Origin of the sequence: Bacillus sp. FSL H8-0547 (assembly GCA_038002745.1) — a bacterium.
In the GTDB taxonomy this organism is placed as follows: Bacteria; Bacillota; Bacilli; order Bacillales; family Bacillaceae; genus Bacillus_P.
In genome coordinates this window covers 2,071,841-2,089,550 of the sequence record JBBODD010000001.1, presented here as the reverse complement: position 1 = coordinate 2,089,550, position 17,710 = coordinate 2,071,841, and the positions used below count along the sequence as shown (strand labels likewise).

Sequence of the window (17,710 nt, the reverse complement as noted above, 5' to 3'; positions counted from 1 at the left end):
TTGGGAAGAAGGTTGGGAAATAGATTTGTGTGGCCAGTTCCTATTGAGGAGCTGGTTTTTTTGTTTGCAGTTGGATCCGGAAGCCGGTTTCTTGCCGGAATTGGCGTTTTACTTGAAGGAATGGCTCTTTTACTAGAAAAAAGCATTTCTTTACTTGCCTATTTTGCAGAGTTACTTGATTTTTTCCAGTGGACTCCTAGTTAGGTGTAGGAGCTGGGGTATGTAGATTGGACGAAGAATCCTTTTCTTGCTGTGATCGGCTGTTTACTTGCAGAAATACCTCTTTTACTAGAAAAGAGCTCTTCGTTACTTGCCTAGTTGGCAGGATTACTTAATTTTTTCCAGCCGCCTCCTAGTTCGGCGTAGAAGCTGGGGTATGTAGATATTATGAGGACTCCTTTACTTGCAGGGATCGGCAGTTTACTTGCAAGAATACATCTTTCACTAGAAAAGAGCTCTTCGTTACTTGCCTGGTTAACAATGGATTCTGTACAAGAAATCAAAAACGACCAGCCAGATTCAATCCGGCCGGCCAAAGTGTGTGGGTAAACGGGGCATTCATTGATTCTCTGTCTGTGAGGAAGTGTGCAGCCTGTTTTTACTGCGGCTGGGTTCGCTGCAGGGGCTGCGGTTTTTCGGTTACGGCCAGTTCTCGGGTTTGTCCGCCCATAAAGCGGACGGAATCGGCTACGACTTCGGTGACGTAGACGCGCTTGCCTTCTGTGTTTTCGTAGTTGCGGGTTTGAATGCGGCCGGAGACGCCGACGATGGAGCCTTTGCGGCAGTAGTTTGCCGTGTTTTCTGCGGTTTTTCTCCAGAGGGTGCAGTTGACGAAGTCTGCTTCCATAACACCTGATGCGTTCTTAAAGGTGCGGTTAACTGCAAGTGTGATGTTGGCGACGGGGGCACCGTCTGCTGTGTAGCGCATTTCCGGATCTTTCGTTAAGCGTCCGACGAGCACAACTGAGTTGATCACGAGATTCCTCCTTTCCTTAGCTTGCATGACCATTGTAACGGGTTTTGGAGCCAAGGAAAAATCGTGAAAATCGAATTATGCCGGGTGATAATGAAGTTTTTACTTTAGGAAAATATCGTTTTGAATTGGATTAAAGCATGATTCATTTCGCATATAGCTATTTTTTATGAAGCTGAAAGAGATAGGATTGCTGATCACTGCCTGAAAACGTGATGCTTTGGAGAATAGTTTGAAAGGCCTTTGATGTAATGAGCTGTTCTTCGATGGCTGTTTGTTCATAGCGGTTTGTTTCATTCGTCCACATGTACGAGTGGATGGATAGGTGATTTTGTAGCAAATCAAGCTGAACACGGATGAATTGCTGCTTTTCCCGTATTTCGTAGAGGATCTCAACGGAGGATTCCCGGTTGACTTGGAAATGGTGGTGTTTTACTTTTCCGCAGGTGATCTCTCCCACTCTGAGTGTCATTGGTACATCATTGAGCCTTTCACGCACAATTCCACCTGATGCCTGAAGGTCTTTTACTGATATCGTTTTAAGCTTGAAGGTTTCCACTGATCATCCTCTTTTCTTAAATGTTTACTTTTCCAAAATAACAAATAGAGAAGAGTTTGAAAAACACCAATAATGGGTATATTTGCTTATTTGTTGTCAAAATGTGTAATAAATCTCATTAATACTCTGTTATCCGCTTTTAGAATGGATTTTCCTCCCTTTTTTCTGTATGTGGTACAGAATTAGCTCCTAAGCGATAGGAGCAAAGTGCTTGATACACGGAAATAAAGGTGCTTGGGCAGGCCTCAGGCATTCGCAGAACGTCATTAATTCAGGAGATACAGAAGATAATTGAATAATTCGGCTCATCCCTTCCTTTGGTACCCCGCTCCTTTCGTATGGTATAATGTAACAATAATCATATAAGAACGATAAACTGGACCAAGGAGGGTGTTTATGAAAACGTTTAGACTCGTGGGACTGACAATTGAAGTTGAGGGAGAAAACGGCGTAAGCTTTGACGAAATCTCCCTATCGGACGGACTGATCATCAACAAAGAAGACGGCGAAAATCACTGGATGATTGAAGCGCTGCTGCCAAAAGACCAGAATGAATACTTTGAATCGCTGTCAAAGCAGCAGGACGAACTCCGCCTCTATGTCACCATATCCAAGATAACGAACAAGCCTGCTGAAATCATGGCGAACATCAAATCCATTATGGTCCTTGAAGAGCATATATCTGTTTTATTTGAAGGCCGCATGCTAGCCCGGAAATCCAAAAGCGAGCCCGAAAAAGTCCTTGGCGACCTGCTCACCAAAGGCCTTCACGGCGAAGACCTCGTCCACGCCTTCAGACAAAAACTCAACGAACAGCGAGAAATCCACACTAAAAAGTCCCCTCAAACGTGAAGGGACTTTTTGTTTTGCTTATTTCATGTCTTTTTTCATATCTTCTTCCATGTGCTTCTCGTCTTTTTGCATCTCATCTTCCATCTTGCCTTCATCTTCCTGCATATCCTCTTCCATATCCTGCTCCATATCGTCTTCCGTTTCTTCCTCAGCAGGAGGCGTCTCGTCGTTAGGCACTTCCTCCTCCATGTTGTTATCCTCCGGAGGCGCCGGATCCTGATCATCCTGACATCCCGCTGCAAGCATCATCGCAAGCAGAGATCCTGCTGCTATTAGGTACCATTTCTTTTTCATGTTGGGTTGCTCCTTTCGTGGTGGTTGTTCGGGGTTAGGGTGTGTTAGTTGGGGGGATTTTATGTGGGCAGTGACACGCTTGGATTGGCGTTTGGATTGTTAGATGCCGGTTTCGGATTGTTAGACACGGATTTGCGCTTGTTAGAGCGGCGATTCGGATTGGTAGACGCACGGTTTGGATTGTTAGCTCGTTTGAAGACCTTGAGATGACCTCTTTTTTAGCTTGGTGCACAAATCGTGGTCACAAGGTTTCTAGGAAAAGAGGCATCCTCGCCCTTTTTACAGCGGCTGATCCCTGTTTTTATTGAGATTTGGACAGGAATTGGCGCTGGACTGTTAGATGCCGGTTTCGGATCGTTAGACCGGGGATTGCGCTTGTTAGAGCGGCGATTCGGATTGTTAGATTAACGGTTTGGATTGTTAGCTCGTTTGAAGACCTTGAGATGACCTCTTTTTTAGCTTAGTGCACAAATCGTGGTCACAAGGTTTCTAGAAATAGGGGCATTCCGGCCTTTTTTCTGTGCATGGCTGCTGTTTTTATGGAAATTTGGACCCGATTTGGCTTTGGACTGTTAGATGCCTGTTTTGGATTGTTAGACATGAATTTGCGCTTGTTAGAGCGGTGATTCCGATTGTTAGACGCACAGTTTGGATTGTTAGCTCGTTTGAAGACCTTGAGATGACCTCTTTTTTAGCTTAGTGCACAAATCGCGGTCACAAGGTTTCTAGAAAAAGGGGCATTTCGGACTTTTTTATGTGGATGGCTGCTGTTTTTATGGAGAATTAGCACTGGACTGCCGAATATCTTTTCCAGCTCAAATTTTTTTCGATCTTGGTTCACTGTAAAATCACTTTTTCACCACTTAAAATGCTGTTATGCCCCCAAATAGTGTGCTGATCCACTGGAGATTCTGCGGTATTCCCCGCTAATAATCTTATTTCCTATCATAAGAGGATACAGGGCCTGCACAACGAATTGATGTAGTGTTAGGAGTGAAACCATGATTAAAAAAGAAAAGACATTTTCCATGAGAATACTAAAGCTGCAGGCCCTGTTAAGAAGGCTGCCTGTAAACCATTTCAGCAGAAAGAGGATTGAGGAAGAATTAGCAAAGTGCCTGGCTGGTCATTACGGGGAGAAATCCATTGAATACCATCTTTCTGAGGTAAACGCGAAAGACTATTTTCTATTCCACGATTTAAGGATGAGTCTAGACCAGGTTCACTTTTTTCAAATTGATATCCTCATTATGACTAAGGGATTCATCCTCATTCTGGAAGTGAAGAATATGAAAGGAATCCTTCTGTTTGATCAGCATTACCATCAGCTGATCAGAACTTACAATGGCAAGGAAGAGATCTTCGCTGATCCCATTCTACAAGTGAAAAGACAGCAAAACTCCTTGAAACAGCTTCTTCAAAAAGGAAATTTCTCCACTATCCCCATCTATTCGCTCGTTGTCATCGGCAGCAAAGCCTCCGGTTATAAGTCCATTCCTGCATTTTCAGAGACCGTTAAGAAGAACGTGATACATGCAAATCTCCTTAAGGAGAAGATGGATGTGCTTACTCTCCGCAATCCTAATGAGATCCTCACAAAGAAAGAGATGAATAAAGTAACAAGGTTTTTGCTGAAGGAAGATACCCCTCTTAATCCGGATGTCATGTCCCAGTTCCAGATCCCTCCTTCTGATATTAGAACAGGCGTCCACTGCCAGAGCTGTTTTCATCTGCCAATGAAGAGGCAGCGGGGAACGTGGAAATGCGGCGAGTGCGGCGTGAGCGACAAGAATGCACATGTAAAGTCGCTGGAGGATTACTCACTCCTTCTCTCCGGTACAATAACAAATAAGGAATGCAGAGCGTTCTTAAAAATTGATTCCCCATCTATCGCTTCTAAACTGCTGGGACAGCTAAACCTCGAACACAACAGTGCCGTGAAATACCGAAAGTACCAGTTAACGCCATAAAAAAACGACCCCACCCAGGATCGTCCTTCAAACCACTATTCTTTTTTCTCACCCAATGCAAACATTAATTCAGTTTCACAAACAACCTCACCGTTCACGGTTGCGACGCCTTTTCCTTTGCCGAGGGAGCCGCGGAGGCGGATGATTTCGACTTCGAGGCGGAGCTGGTCACCAGGGGTGACTTGTTTTTTGAAGCGGCAGTTGTCGATGCCTGCGAAGAAAGCGAGGCGGCCGCGGTTTTCTTCTTTGATGAGCATGGCGACTGCGCCGACCTGGGCCAGTGCTTCTACAATCAGGACGCCAGGCATGACAGGGTATTCCGGGAAGTGTCCGTTGAAGAATTCTTCGTTAGCAGTTACGTTTTTGAGTCCGATTGCGCGCTTGCCCTCTTCGACTTCGATGACTTTGTCCACAAGCAGGAATGGGTAGCGATGCGGGATGATTTCTTTGATTTGATTGATGTCGAGCATTTTTAGGACCTCCTCCTAGTACAACCTAATAGTTCTATTATACACAAAAAGGAGGGGTTCGCCCTCCTTATTTTTCGGATTCTTTTTCGACCAGGTCGATAACGTGCTGCCACGTCTGTTTGTCGAAGATATCTGTTGGTTTTCCGTCGCCGAGTACACCGTATCCAATCATCGCGCCGCTGGTGACGGCAATGGCCATGAAAAGTAGCAAAAGAATGATTCGCAGCCAGATCGGAATCAGCCTGATTCTGATTTTCGGACTTTTTTGGCTCGTTTCTTCGCTTTTCTTTTTCTGTTTCACATGTTCACGAGACTGTTCGTTTGCACTCACTGTAAAAACCCCTTATCTGACGCTATTGATTAACCCGAGCATTTGATCGCCCATGGTGATTGATTTTGAGTTCAGTTGATAAGACCGCTGCGCAATCATGAGGTCGGTCATTTCTTTTGACAGATCGACGTTGGACATTTCAAGGGCACCCTGTTTGATGCCGACTTGTTCCGGCTCTAAAAAGGCAACCGTTCCATTTGGAGCGATCTCTTTTAAAGCGTACCGATTTCCGCCCTGTTTTTCAAGCATTGTTTGCTGGGTAATTCCTACAATTCCAAGCTGGACCGTTTCACCGGATGGATTTGCCGTCAATCTTCCGCCTGCTGATAAGGTGCTGTTTTTAAAAGAAGCATCCAGAAAAATCGGATTCTGATTCTCATCTAAAACAGCGTGCCCCTCAGACGTGACAAGCTGAAGACGTCCGTCCTGAGCAGGATTCAAATACATTGCGCCATCCCGTGTATATTGAATTTCCCCGCCTGCTTCCACCTGCAGAAATTGTCCAGGCTTAGTCAGCGCAAAATCAAGCTCGCGGTCCGTAGTCTTGATGCTACCCTGCGAAAAGGCAGTCTGAGCCGTCAGCACCGCACCGGATCCGGAGCGCACGCCAAGCGGAGTCGACCTGCCGGCGAGGCTGTCATCCGGGCCGCCGTTGTTCATTTGCTGATGCAGCAGGTCAGAAAAACCGGTCTGCGTGCGTTTATAGCCTTGAGTGTCGATGTTGGCCATGTTGTTTCCAATCAGGTCAAGCTGCTGCTGCAGCTGGCCGAGTGTGTTCGATGCGGTAATCATAGATCGCAGCATACTTTTCCTCCTATCTGACTCTGCCGATTTCGTTGACGGCTTTGTCCATGCTTCTGTCGTAGGCCTGCAGCACTTTCTGGTTCGCTTCAAAGGCGCGGTAGGCCGTCATCATTTCCGTATAGGATCTTGATACATCCACGTTGGATCCTTCAAGGAAGCCCTGTTTCAGCTGGTAGGCAACGTCCGGGTTGCCGGCAGCCGCACCAAGCTCAGTTCCATCCTCTGTCCGGTATAAACCGTTCCCTTCTTTCACAAGACCTGCTGTATTGTTTGAAAAAAAGATCCCGATCTGTGCCCCGGCCGCACCATTTACTCTGACAGTACCGTCCGGCAAAATTTCAAACTCGTCAGATGCAAGGGCAATCGGCTGTCCGTCCGTACCGAGCACCGGGTTGTCTGCAAGGGAAAGCTGCCCGTTCTCGTTTCTTGTAAACTGCCCGTTACGCGTGTAGCGGACCTCGCCGTCCGAAAGCTGCACGCCGAACATCAGCGTACCGTTTTCAGGCACAGCCGTTTCAAGCAAAGCTATATCTGTATTCAACCCAGTTTCGCGAAGGTCTCCCTGAGCGAACTGAGGGATCATTTCCTGAAGATAGACACCTGTGTTAATTGAGCCAACCTCCTGAGGCAGTTTGTTGTCCTGCACTCTTTTCAGAAGCATTTCAGGAAACGCTTTGAGCGCAGCCTGATCGGTTTTATAGCCCGGGGTATTGGCGTTTGCAATATTATTGGAGAGCATTTCCGTTCTCCGCTGCTGGGCGAGCATTCCCGCCGAAGCAGTATAAAAGCCTCTTAGCATCGTTCCACCTCTTAAGAGTATTTAGGCAATTTTCTCTATTTTTCATTATAGCGGAGTTCACGGCTCCGCACAGTATAAATTTGTAAATCTCATAAAGTTAAGCTGCTACACTCTTAAAATCGGCTGGGAGGGCGAAAGGTTTAGGGGAAGAAGAAAAAAACACCAGCCAGCATGACTGATGTTTCTCATAGATTATACAATTTTGCGTCTAGTCAGACGGTCGACGTTATCAAGCATGATGCCTGTTCCGATTGCTACACAGTCCATTGGGTTTTCTGCTATTAAGACAGGAACCTTTAATTCTTCTGCCATTAACTGATCAAGGCCGTTCAGGAGGGCTCCGCCGCCTGTTAAGATAATACCGCGGTCAATGATGTCCGCAGAAAGCTCCGGCGGAGTGCGCTCAAGGACGCTTTTCGCAGTTTGAACGATGAGGGCTACTGATTCGCGCAGTGCGCCTTCAACCTCTTCAGAGTTGACTGTAATGGTTCTAGGCAGACCTGACACCATGTCACGTCCGCGAATGGCGATTTCTTCGTTGCGTGCGCCTGGGAATACTGTCGCGACTTGCGTTTTGATATCCTCAGCCGTACGTTCACCAATCAAGAGCTTGTACTCTTTTTTGATGTAGTTCAAGATTTCCATGTCGAACTTGTCCCCAGCCATCTTAATAGAAGAGGCGGTGACAATATCGCCCATTGAAAGCACTGCGACATCCGTCGTTCCACCGCCAATATCTACAACCATATTTCCGCTAGGCTGAAAAATATCCATACCGGCGCCGATTGCGGCAACCTTTGGCTCTTCTTCAAGAAATACGTCTTTTCCGCCGCTTTTTTCAGCAGCTTCCTTGATGGCTTTCTGTTCAACAGAGGTAATGTTCGTCGGACAGCAAATAAGCATCCGGGGTTTCGTAAATAAACCCTTTACATTTAATTTGTTGATGAAATGCTTGAGCATCGCTTCTGTTACTTCAAAATCCGCGATGACTCCGTCTTTCAGTGGACGGATCGCAACAATATTCCCAGGAGTACGTCCAACCATTCTTCTGGCTTCCTCGCCAACAGCAAGAACCTTGCCAGTATTCTTATCCAGTGCAACTACAGACGGCTCGTTCAGAACGATGCCTTTTCCTTTTACATGAATTAGTACATTTGCAGTACCAAGGTCAATTCCAATATCCCTTGCAAACATTCTTTCCATATCCTCCTTGCAATCTGATCCCAGCATTTCCTACTTTGTGCCCTAATTTCATATTGTATCACAATTTACTAAAAAAAGGTTGAAATTGTAAAAGGTTTTGTAGGGATTTGTCGAAATTGCAAGAAAGACAGGCAGAATTCTTATTTCACAGGCTCTTCTTGTAAAATATCCTCTTTCCGGTACTTCAGCTTCGTCGCTTCCCCGCCCCTTAAATGACGGATGGATTTATGATAATCAAGAATTTCTTTTACCTCATTCGCAAGCTCTGGATTGATTTCAGGCAGCCTTTCCGTTAAATCCTTATGGACAGTACTTTTAGAAACGCCAAATTCCTTCGCAATCACGCGAACAGTTTTCTTCGTCTCCACGATATACTTTCCAATCTTGATAGTACGTTCTTTGATGTAATCGTGCACACCACTCGACCTCCCTAAAATGGATGTGAGAAGTGTGAAATGAGACTCGCACCAAGACGCAGCTGCGCCTATGTATAAAACTTACGATCCCTCACCTCAGACACTCTCTTTGTTAGGTTTGTAACATTTTATTAGCTTGGTTGAAGATATATGCTAAAAAGTCAAGAGGGACAAGGGATTTGTGCGATTTTTTTTATGAATTGCATTTTGTAGCACTTTGAAATTGCATTTTGGAGCTCTGGCGGAGGGGGTATTCCCTGAAAGATTTGTCGAATCTGTACAACCCTTTTCAAAAACAAACAAAAAAATAGTCTATCCCTAAGCGGATAGACAATCTATAGAGTGATGCTTATTATGCGTTTTTAGTGCTGATTGAAGCTTCGGACTGGTCGTCAGAGTTGCCTTTTTCTTTGCCCTCTTTACCAGCGTCTTCTTTTTCTTTGCCTTCTTCAGAACCTTTTTCATCTTCGGTTCCTTTTTCAGCATCTTCAGTGCCCTTTTCTTCTTCAGCACCTTTTTCTTCTTCAGCGCCTTTTTCTTCCTCAGCGCCTTTTTCTGCGTCTTCAGTACCTTCTTCTTCTTTAGCAGGTGCTTCTTTTTCAGCGTTGATTTCGTTCAATGCTGAAACTGGCTTATCCATGTAGTCAACTGGATTTACTGCTGTACCGTCTTTGCGGATTTCAAAGTGAACGTGTACGCCATCTTCTTCGTGGATCAGGCTTTTTCCAGCTTGTCCGAGGATTTCGTTTTGCTCAACTTCGTCACCGACTGCGACAGTCATGCTTGATAATGATTGGTAAACTGTAGTTACGCCGTCTTTGTGCTCGATTTCAATGACATTTCCGAGTAATGGATCTTTTTCAGCTTTAGTAACTGTACCGCTTAGAGCTGCTGCGACTTCGAATTCCTTGCCGTCTTCTCTTGCCAGGTCAATTCCTTTGCTAGGCTCGTACGTATTATTATAGGAAACGAGTGCTGCTTCTTGCTCTTCTGCTGTTGCATCTGCTTCATAGAAACTGCGGATGACAGATACTGAATCTGCATCGGCTGCCGGCATTGCGAAGTTTTCTACTGCTGAGTTTACTTCACGTGTCGGCTCATCCTGATACGATGTTCCATAATCACTTGGATCGTTTGCTGAGTTACCATTGCCGATTGACTGATACCATAACACGGCTGTCAAAATCAATGCTGCACTTACTAAGTAGATTGCTGGGAATACCCAACGCTTTCTGAAAATTTGTTGCATTTTTGAGTTTTGAGAAGTACGTTTAGTTTCTTCCTCTCTCATTCTATCATCACCTCAGCAATCATTCTGAACAGAATTCTGAAAATATATACATCTGGTCCAAAAAAATTCAAAAAGTTATTTTTTGCTGAAGGTTATAAAATTATGTATGGATTCTAAAATTTTTTCCGCACACGTGGTATACTATGTTCCATCAGCACGCTAAAGGAGCACGTTAATGAAGAAGCCGATTTTCAAATGGGCGCTCACAATCGCCCCCATTCTCTATATGATCCTCATTTGGATACTCTCTAGCCTGCCTGCGGATGCCATCATTAAGACGCCGTTTTCGTTTGACCGCTTAATGAAGGAATCGCTTCACTTAATTGAATTCGGCATTCTCTACTGGCTCATCGCGCTGGCGTTTGCAGCAAATGGACGCTGGACCGCAAAGGCGAGTGTCCTTGCTGCAGTGATCTCCATTCTTTACGGGGCTACAGATGAAATTCACCAGTACTTCGTTCCGTACCGGTCCGCTACAGTGATCGATCTGGTGAAGGATACCATCGGTGTACTTGTGTCTTTCTACATAATGAAGGTGACGTATTTTGCAGAGCGCCCTTCGTTTATCACCTCTCTTTTTAAAAAGTTAAATGATTCGGAGTGATCATCTATGAGTTTTCCTATTCGAAAAGCTGTCCGCAGCGACTTGCCAGCCATCGTTGAGATCTACAACTCGACAATCGAAAGCAGAGCGGTGACAGCAGACCTGACTCCGGTTACGGTTGCCGACCGTGAAGCCTGGTTCAACAACCATACGGATATGCGCCCGATATGGGTGATGACAGATGAAGACAAAGTGGTAGCCTGGCTCAGCTTTGAATCCTTCCACGGACGTGCCGCCTACCAATATACCGCTGAAGTCAGCATCTATATTGATCAAAACGTGCGCGGAAAAGGCATCGGCACAACGTTTTTGCAGGCTGCACTCGATGCATGCCCTGAGCTCGGCATCAAAACCCTGCTAGGACTTGTATTCGGGCACAACGAAGCGAGCCTGCGCCTGTTCAAGCGCTTCGGCTTTGAACAGTGGGCGAACATGCCCGGCGTCGCGGAACTCGATGGAGTGGAGCGCGATTTAGTGATAGTAGGAAAACGAGTGGTTCAATAGGAAAACGCGCCTGTGGAGGGCGCGTTTTTTTGTATGGAGTTTGCCTTGGATTGTTAGAAGCCGGATTCGGATCGTTAGCGCACCATTTCCGCTTGTTAGAGCGGCAGTTTGGATTGTTACACGCCGCTTTTGGATTGTTAGGCCGCTGCACGGCGTTTAGATGACCTCTTTTTAACGTGGAGCACTGAACCTGAAGACAAGGTTTCTAGAAAAAGAGGCATTCTGCTCTTTTTTCTTTTAGTTTGGAGTGAATGGCAGACTGGATTGGCCATTTTCCCCGTTGGACTGTTAGATGCCGGATTCGGATTGTTAGAGCATCATTTCCGCTTGTTAGAGCAGCAGTTTGGATTGTTACACGCCGCTTTTGGATTGTTAGGCCGCTGCACGGCGTTTAGATGACCTCTTTTTAACGTGAAGCACTGAACCTCAACACAAGGTTTCTAGAAAAAGGGGCATTCTGCTCTTTTTTGGTTAAAAATGAATGCTGAAAAACCCGCAGGACCCCTCCCGCGGGCAGAAACTTAGTTTTTAGCTGTGTACTGGGCAATAAACGGTTCGGCGCTGCCGACTTTGGCTCCCTGGTAGTAGTAGCTGACGATGTCTTTGTATTTTTTGCCGTCCTGGGCCATGAAGTTGGCGCCGTATTGGCTCATGCCGACGCCGTGGCCAAAACCTTTTGTGGTGATGACCACCTGGTCGCCTTTGAGCTGCCAGGCGAAGTCGCTTGAGCGGAGGCCGAGCTTTTCACGGATTTCGCGGCCGCTTAGCTTTTTGCCGTTGAAGTCGACTTGGGCGACCCGTTTGCCGGACGTGCGCTCAATCACTTTGCCGACTTCTCCTCCCGAACCGAGCTTCACTCCGAGCTTTTTCTCGAAGTCACGTACGCTGATGACCGTTTGATCATGATATTTAGGAGATTTTTCATCCCACGGACTTTCCACGCTTTTTAAGTAAGGCAGTGCTGCTGTCCAGTATTCATCCGAGTTTTCGGTGTAGCCGTTGCTTGTCGAGAAAAAGGAAGCATCAATCGGTTTATTGTCATAGGTCAGAATTTGCCCCTGAGTGGATGCTACCGCATTGTAGATCTTTGTCATTTTCCAGTTATAATCCTTGCCCCACTGTTTTTTCAGCTGGTCGTTGTTTTTGTAAACCTGATGGGAGGTTGTGTCACTGACGACCGCTCCTTCAGGAACTTTCGGAAGCTTATCAAACATCATCTGCTTCACCACATACGTCCTCGCTGCAAGCGCCTGCGCCTTCAGCGCTTCTTCTTCAAAATCAGCCGGCATTTCTGAGGCGACTACGCCGATGACATATTCTTCGAGCGGGATGTTTTCAATTTTCTCCGAGCTGCTTCGGTACACTGGTACATCGATCATGGATTTTCCGAGCATAAGCTGTTCACCCTTTTTGGTTTGAAGGTCTTCTGATAGTTCTCCGCTTGATGGATCGTTCATAAAGGGGGCTACGAGGAGTGTTGGGATCATTAATATGATGAGAAATAATCCGGCGAGTACTAAAACGATTGGTTTCAAAGATTTCATCTGGGCCTCCATATCCGATATGTCGTTTACCGTCTCTGTTCAATTCTATGGAGGTGGACAACCGTTTATGACTCCAAACATTGGAAAGTTCACGCACTTCTATTATTCATTTCGGCACGCTGCGGCGATTTCCTTCGACAATCCCGGCGCTCTTTTTCATGATGAAAAGTATGAGTATGGCAGCAGCAGTTCCGGTGAGATCATAAAGCATATCGACGATTCTTCCGCTGCGGTTTGTGTACAGCTGAAGAAATTCGGATGAAACCGCAAGAAAGAGAGCCCAAAGGAGAGCCGTGCGCATACGATACAGAAACGTCATGATCAGTGTGAAAAAAAAGAAGTACAGCGCGTGTCCCGTTTTGGAAACTACATAAAACGTGCTTTGCCAGTCGATATCCGCGGTCATCAGCAAATCTGAGAAATCAGGATCGCTCCTGAAGATAAATCCGATATAGTCCCCAGTCAGCAGAGACTGCAGGTCGCTCGTAAATGAAAACAATGAAAATGCGGTGATCAGGCAGCATGCAATGATAACTTTCATCTCTTTCCCTCCTCCGCATTTATCGTGGTCATTTACTGTGTTTTTTATAAGTATCTATGTATAAATCATAAGGAAAACACCCAAACTAATAAAGTCTTTCTTTTTAAGAAAAACAAAAAGAAACCGGAGTAGATCTACCCCGGCTTCCTGAAAAAACACGTATATTTATGCGTTCATGTCACTGACAGCTTTTTCTGATTTCACAGTGCTTTCTTCTGTGATGCGTTCGATGTCTGCACCGATAGAAGCAAGTTTTCCGTGGAAGTCTACATAGCCGCGGTCAACGTGCTTAAGCTCCGTTACACGCGTGTAGCCTTCAGATACTAAGCCTGCAAGAACAAGTGCTGCACCAGCGCGCAGGTCTGTTGCTGCCACTTCAGCGCCTTGCATGTTGGCTGGACCATTGATGATGACAGAACGGCCCTCAATTTTAATTTCTCCATTCATGCGGCGGAATTCTTCCACGTGCATGAAGCGGTTTTCAAAAACCGTCTCCGTAATCATAGAAGTGCCTTCAGCTTTCAGCAGCAATGCCATCATTTGAGATTGCATGTCTGTCGGGAAGCCTGGATGCGGCATCGTCTTGATGTCGATGGCTTTTAGTTTTTCAGGGCCAATGACACGAAGTCCGTCTTCCTCTTCCGTGATTTGGATGCCCATTTCTTCCATTTTTGCAATTAAAGATGCTAAATGTTCTGGCACAGCGCCGCGAACAAGCACATTTCCGCCTGTGATTGCTGCTGCTACCATGAATGTACCAGCTTCAATGCGGTCAGGAATGATGTGATGCTTAACGCCTGTCAGTTTTTCCACACCTTCAATGCGGATTGTTCCAGTTCCGGCTCCGCGCACTTTGCCGCCCATCGCGTTGATGTAGTTGGCAAGGTCGACGATTTCCGGTTCTTTTGCTACGTTCTCAAGGACGGTTGTTCCTTCCGCAAGAGCCGCAGCCATGATGATGTTTTCAGTTGCTCCAACACTTGGGAAATCAAGGTAGATTTTGGCGCCGCGAAGTCTTCCTTTGACTTCAGCGTCGATGAATCCGTTACCTACTTTAATTGATGCTCCCATTGCTTCAAAGCCTTTTAAATGCTGGTCAATTGGACGTGATCCGATCGCACATCCGCCTGGCAGAGCCACGCGTGCACGGCCGTTTCTTGCTAGTAATGGCCCCATGACCAATACAGAAGCGCGCATTTTGCGCACATATTCAAAAGGAGCTTCCATATTTAGCTCGTTTGATGCATCTACAAACACTTGGTTATTTTCAAAGTGAACTTCTGCACCAAGATGGCGCAGCACTTCATTGATTGTATACACATCGGAGAGCGTAGGCACATCACAGATTATGCTTTTTTGTTCACTGGCTAATAAAGATGCAGCGATTACTGGTAAAACGGCATTTTTAGCACCTTCTACTTTTACAGTACCGTTTAACTTACGACCGCCGCGGACGATGATTTTTTCCAAGGTCTTCCCCTCCGCGTCCCAATTTCTATATATTAATATTCAGACGTTATGATTGGGGTTCCTACTGTAACGCTAGTATTACCGCCCAATCCTGCGCTTCTGAGCGCAATTTGAATGTTCATGCTGCCTGAGTCTGCCGGAATCACATGATTCCAATCCGTCGTGAGTGCGGACACGGATATGAACGACTTCTCTTTAAGCTGTTCCACCGGCACCGCGTTAAATTGTTTAAGCAAAGCATCCACTTTAAGTTGCAAAACACTACTCATCTTATCATCAAGCTGTCCATTGACACAAGTGAAAATTGTAGGATTTTCATGGAAAATGTCGAAGCTTCTGGCCTGCGCATGCCCATAGATCTCCGCCCACTTTTTTCCGGAACCCTCTCCGCTCAGCTCATACAAGATATACGATTGCTGAAATCCATTTGTGTCGGTTGCTTGAATCTGGAGCTTTTCGGTAAATCCCGAATCCTTGTCGAAAAAGGTCCCTGTCATTTTATGTAGTTTGCCATCAGCACGGTCCTCAGACCACTTAAACTGACGAAATTGATTTTGGAAAAGTTTCACTGTATCTTCAAAAGAACGAGTCTCGTCTGAAACCATCTTCTTAGAATACATTGACCATTCTTTTACATCAATTCCCTGTGCTTCCATGCCATCTACAATGGTTTCAAGCTCCGTTTCCTTCTTTGCTCCGAATGTCTGGTGTGCAGCAAATGCACCTGTAAAAAAAATAAAAAATAACATAATGGCAAGACTGACTTTTTTCATTATATCCCCACGTCCTCTCCCTAGTAACAGTGTTACCGTTTGAGACCGCGGCATACGTGGAAAAAGTCGTCATTGTTAGACAAGCTCGTGCTGTTCACTTCCTAATCTGTAGGACATATTCCCCTGTTGTCATAGATATAAACGTAAGATCTCAAGGAAAAGATGCATTCAGCGCGCTTGCCTGATCTATTGGCTAAGTGAATTTGCTGTGTCAGTGCTGAAATAAACCGGTAAAAAAGGCCCTAAAATAAAAAAGGCAGCTGGCGGGACCATATTAAATAATCAAGAAAAAAATTGCTGACAGCACCTGAGATGGCAATCGTGAGCAGGATCAGCAGCGCACGCGCTTGCATGACCTTTCCTTTTTTCATGGCTTTTTCAATATGAAGCGCCTGCAGCGCCCACCAGGTAACCGGAATAAACACGAGGTGAGACATAAGGCCAAGCAATGCCTGCTGATTAAAATCAAGCATAGGTTAAACAACTCCTATATGTAGCTATATTTCGAAAAGAAGGCTTTTGCTTATCTTCTTTTTTAAAGCAAAAAAAAGAAGAGGCTTTTACACCTCCTCTATTATATAAAATTCTGTGCGTGCAGTGATGTTTTTTTTGTGAAGATTCGTGGCAAATTTATGAAATGTTTGCGCCAATGGTTCGAACTGTGACCGTTCCTTTCCGCTGCAGTCACTTGCTTTCCGCGGGGAGGCAGTGGAGCCTCCTCAGCTTCGCCTGCGGGGTCTCCACATCCCTCTCCATCCCGCAGGAGTCAAGTGCCTTCCGCTGCAATCCACTATGTGTAAAAAATTTTTCCCCAAAAGTTTCTATGAAATATTAGCATTCAGAAAATCAAACGCCGCACCCGGGAAGATTCCGAGCAGGATGGTTGCAGCGACGCAGACGGCGGTGACGATGATCAGCGGCGCGCTCCATGTGAACGGCTCGTCGGTTTCTTTTTTTCGGGAGAAGACCTGTGTCAGGATTCCGAAGTAGTAAAAGTACGAGACGACGGTTGCGGCGATCATGATGCTTGCCAGAACGATTTGTGGCGTGCTGTTTGTGAATGCGTTCATGAAGATGGTGACTTTTCCGATGAAACCGGCTGTTCCGGGCAGCCCTGCGAGTGAGAGCAGGAAAACCGCGACGGCAATGCCTGCTGCCGGCGATCTGCGGTAAAGTCCGGCAAAGGCCGAGATGTCTTCTGATCCTGTTTTGCGGGAGACAGCCTGAACGATGGCAAAGATCCCGACGTTCATGATGACGTAGGCAAGCAGGTAGAACCAGATGGCATCAAAGTAAAAGTAGCCTCCAAACGCGACGAAGCCGACAAGGACGTACCCTGCATGGGCAATCGATGAGTAGGCGAGCATCCGCTTGATGTTTTTCTGCCTGAGGGCGACGGTGTTTCCGACGATCATGGTCACTGCGGCCAGGATGGCGATAAAGCCCTGCAGCGACTGGAGAATCGACTGCATGCCGCCTTCATCCGGAATGTTCCCGAAGACGGAAAGGCAGATTCTTAAAATGATGACGAAGCCTGCCGTTTTTGAGACGACGCTCAGGAATGCCGTAACAGGTGTCGGTGCGCCTTCATAAACATCAGGTGCCCACATGTGAAAAGGCACGGTTGCAATTTTAAAGGATAAACCGACAAAGACCAGCAGGAATGAGATCGACGATATGTAAACGTAGCCTGATTCCGTCAGCCCGTTCAGCTGGGGAATCATTTCAGACAGACTTGTCGTTCCTGTCAGTCCGTAAATATAGCTCATTCCAAACAGCGTAATCGCCGTTGAAATACCGCCGTTAATGACGTATTTCATGGCCGATTCGTTTGACTTTAAATCCCGCTTTCTGAGCCCGGCCAGTATATAGGAAGAAATGGACAAGAGTTCAAGTCCGGTGAACAGGGTAATTAAGTCTCTGCTCGATGCCATCATCATCGCGCCTAGAAGGGCGGCAAGCAGCAGATAATAAAATTCTCCCCGCTCTTTCATGCCTTCGCGCGGTTCATAGTCGATGGCGAGCAGAAAGATCAGCGCCCCGCCAAGGAGCAGAATAAATTTGAACGCCTTTGCGAAAGAGTCGAGGACAAAAGTGTCATAAAGAATAACGGCATCCTCTGCCCCAATCATGAGCGTCAGGCTGACAATCGCGCCGACAATTCCGGCAAGTCCAAGCCATCCTAGCCACCTGCGGCTGCTTCCCTCTTTCATGAAAAGGTCGGCAAGCGACAGGATAAGGGCGGTCCCGAGAATGATGAACTCAGGTATCATCGCGCCCCAGTTATAGCTGAGCAAGGTTTCCATATCCAT

General features: G+C 46.2%; 21 protein-coding genes. 5 read left to right on the top strand and 16 right to left on the bottom strand.

Features of this window, described 5'->3' with window-relative positions:
- The first annotated feature begins 60 nt into the window (after window positions 1–60).
- The gene (locus MHB63_10350; GenBank protein ID MEK3806931.1) at window positions 61–204 is read left to right on the top strand and encodes a hypothetical protein; all 144 of its coding nucleotides are present in this window, start codon (window positions 61–63) and stop codon (window positions 202–204) included.
- A gap of 394 nt (window positions 205–598) precedes the next feature.
- Here MHB63_10350 and ssb read toward each other — a convergent pair whose 3' ends face one another.
- Together ssb and MHB63_10340 are read right to left on the bottom strand one after the other, a co-directional pair.
- A complete protein-coding gene (ssb, locus tag MHB63_10345; protein MEK3806930.1) occupies window positions 599–976 on the bottom strand; it encodes a single-stranded DNA-binding protein in 378 nt (125 codons plus the stop codon).
- Between the two features lie 157 nt (window positions 977–1,133).
- Window positions 1,134–1,532: a hypothetical protein gene (locus MHB63_10340; protein MEK3806929.1), complete on the bottom strand. Its 399-nt coding sequence runs from the start codon at window positions 1,530–1,532 to the stop codon at window positions 1,134–1,136.
- Between the two features lie 396 nt (window positions 1,533–1,928).
- On the opposite strand from MHB63_10340, the gene MHB63_10335 reads away from it, so the two are divergent.
- Window positions 1,929–2,384, top strand: coding sequence for a YwpF family protein (locus MHB63_10335; protein MEK3806928.1), 456 nt, complete (start codon window positions 1,929–1,931; stop codon window positions 2,382–2,384).
- A gap of 18 nt (window positions 2,385–2,402) precedes the next feature.
- Here MHB63_10335 and MHB63_10330 read toward each other — a convergent pair whose 3' ends face one another.
- Entirely contained in the window at window positions 2,403–2,678 is a 276-nt protein-coding gene (locus tag MHB63_10330) for a hypothetical protein (GenBank protein ID MEK3806927.1), read from the bottom strand.
- Window positions 2,679–3,679: 1,001 nt separating this feature from the next.
- On the opposite strand from MHB63_10330, the gene MHB63_10325 reads away from it, so the two are divergent.
- Window positions 3,680–4,648 carry a nuclease-related domain-containing protein gene (locus MHB63_10325; GenBank protein MEK3806926.1) on the top strand — a complete coding sequence of 323 codons (969 nt, stop codon included), beginning with the start codon at window positions 3,680–3,682 and terminating at the stop codon, window positions 4,646–4,648.
- A gap of 35 nt (window positions 4,649–4,683) precedes the next feature.
- Here MHB63_10325 and fabZ read toward each other — a convergent pair whose 3' ends face one another.
- The 7 genes from fabZ to MHB63_10290 all read right to left on the bottom strand — a co-directional run bounded on the left by fabZ (window position 4,684) and on the right by MHB63_10290 (window position 9,962).
- Window positions 4,684–5,118, bottom strand: a complete 435-nt coding sequence (gene fabZ / locus MHB63_10320) for a 3-hydroxyacyl-ACP dehydratase FabZ (GenBank protein MEK3806925.1) — start codon at window positions 5,116–5,118, stop codon at window positions 4,684–4,686.
- 67 nt (window positions 5,119–5,185) lie between these two features.
- Window positions 5,186–5,449, bottom strand: a complete 264-nt coding sequence (locus tag MHB63_10315; protein ID MEK3806924.1) for a DNA-directed RNA polymerase subunit beta — start codon at window positions 5,447–5,449, stop codon at window positions 5,186–5,188.
- 12 nt (window positions 5,450–5,461) lie between these two features.
- Entirely contained in the window at window positions 5,462–6,253 is a 792-nt protein-coding gene (locus MHB63_10310) for a flagellar hook-basal body protein (GenBank protein MEK3806923.1), read from the bottom strand.
- Window positions 6,254–6,263: 10 nt separating this feature from the next.
- Window positions 6,264–7,052, bottom strand: coding sequence for a flagellar hook-basal body protein (locus MHB63_10305; GenBank protein ID MEK3806922.1), 789 nt, complete (start codon window positions 7,050–7,052; stop codon window positions 6,264–6,266).
- A gap of 192 nt (window positions 7,053–7,244) precedes the next feature.
- A complete protein-coding gene (locus MHB63_10300; GenBank protein ID MEK3806921.1) occupies window positions 7,245–8,246 on the bottom strand; it encodes a rod shape-determining protein in 1,002 nt (333 codons plus the stop codon).
- A 149-nt stretch (window positions 8,247–8,395) separates the two neighbouring features.
- Window positions 8,396–8,671, bottom strand: coding sequence for a sporulation transcriptional regulator SpoIIID (spoIIID, locus tag MHB63_10295; GenBank protein ID MEK3806920.1), 276 nt, complete (start codon window positions 8,669–8,671; stop codon window positions 8,396–8,398).
- Between the two features lie 352 nt (window positions 8,672–9,023).
- Window positions 9,024–9,962, bottom strand: a complete 939-nt coding sequence (locus tag MHB63_10290; protein ID MEK3806919.1) for a M23 family metallopeptidase — start codon at window positions 9,960–9,962, stop codon at window positions 9,024–9,026.
- A gap of 175 nt (window positions 9,963–10,137) precedes the next feature.
- Here MHB63_10290 and MHB63_10285 point away from each other — a divergent pair, with 175 nt between their 5' ends.
- Both MHB63_10285 and MHB63_10280 read left to right on the top strand, forming a co-directional pair.
- A complete protein-coding gene (locus MHB63_10285) occupies window positions 10,138–10,566 on the top strand; it encodes a VanZ family protein (GenBank protein ID MEK3806918.1) in 429 nt (142 codons plus the stop codon).
- A gap of 6 nt (window positions 10,567–10,572) precedes the next feature.
- A complete protein-coding gene (locus MHB63_10280; GenBank protein ID MEK3806917.1) occupies window positions 10,573–11,070 on the top strand; it encodes an N-acetyltransferase family protein in 498 nt (165 codons plus the stop codon).
- A gap of 521 nt (window positions 11,071–11,591) precedes the next feature.
- Here MHB63_10280 and spoIID read toward each other — a convergent pair.
- From spoIID to nuoN, 6 genes are all read right to left on the bottom strand, one after another.
- Complete coding sequence (spoIID, locus tag MHB63_10275; GenBank protein ID MEK3806916.1) at window positions 11,592–12,614, bottom strand: stage II sporulation protein D; 1,023 nt, start codon at window positions 12,612–12,614, stop codon at window positions 11,592–11,594.
- Between the two features lie 106 nt (window positions 12,615–12,720).
- Window positions 12,721–13,155 (bottom strand): VanZ family protein, encoded by a 435-nt coding sequence (locus MHB63_10270; protein MEK3806915.1) that lies wholly within the window; start codon window positions 13,153–13,155, stop codon window positions 12,721–12,723.
- Between the two features lie 165 nt (window positions 13,156–13,320).
- Complete coding sequence (murA, locus tag MHB63_10265) at window positions 13,321–14,625, bottom strand: UDP-N-acetylglucosamine 1-carboxyvinyltransferase (GenBank protein ID MEK3806914.1); 1,305 nt, start codon at window positions 14,623–14,625, stop codon at window positions 13,321–13,323.
- A gap of 32 nt (window positions 14,626–14,657) precedes the next feature.
- Window positions 14,658–15,398 (bottom strand): YwmB family TATA-box binding protein, encoded by a 741-nt coding sequence (locus MHB63_10260; protein MEK3806913.1) that lies wholly within the window; start codon window positions 15,396–15,398, stop codon window positions 14,658–14,660.
- 242 nt (window positions 15,399–15,640) lie between these two features.
- Window positions 15,641–15,871, bottom strand: a complete 231-nt coding sequence (locus tag MHB63_10255) for a DUF1146 family protein (protein ID MEK3806912.1) — start codon at window positions 15,869–15,871, stop codon at window positions 15,641–15,643.
- 348 nt (window positions 15,872–16,219) lie between these two features.
- On the bottom strand, window positions 16,220–17,710 hold the full coding sequence (nuoN, locus tag MHB63_10250) for an NADH-quinone oxidoreductase subunit NuoN (protein ID MEK3806911.1): 1,491 nt from the start codon (window positions 17,708–17,710) through the stop codon (window positions 16,220–16,222).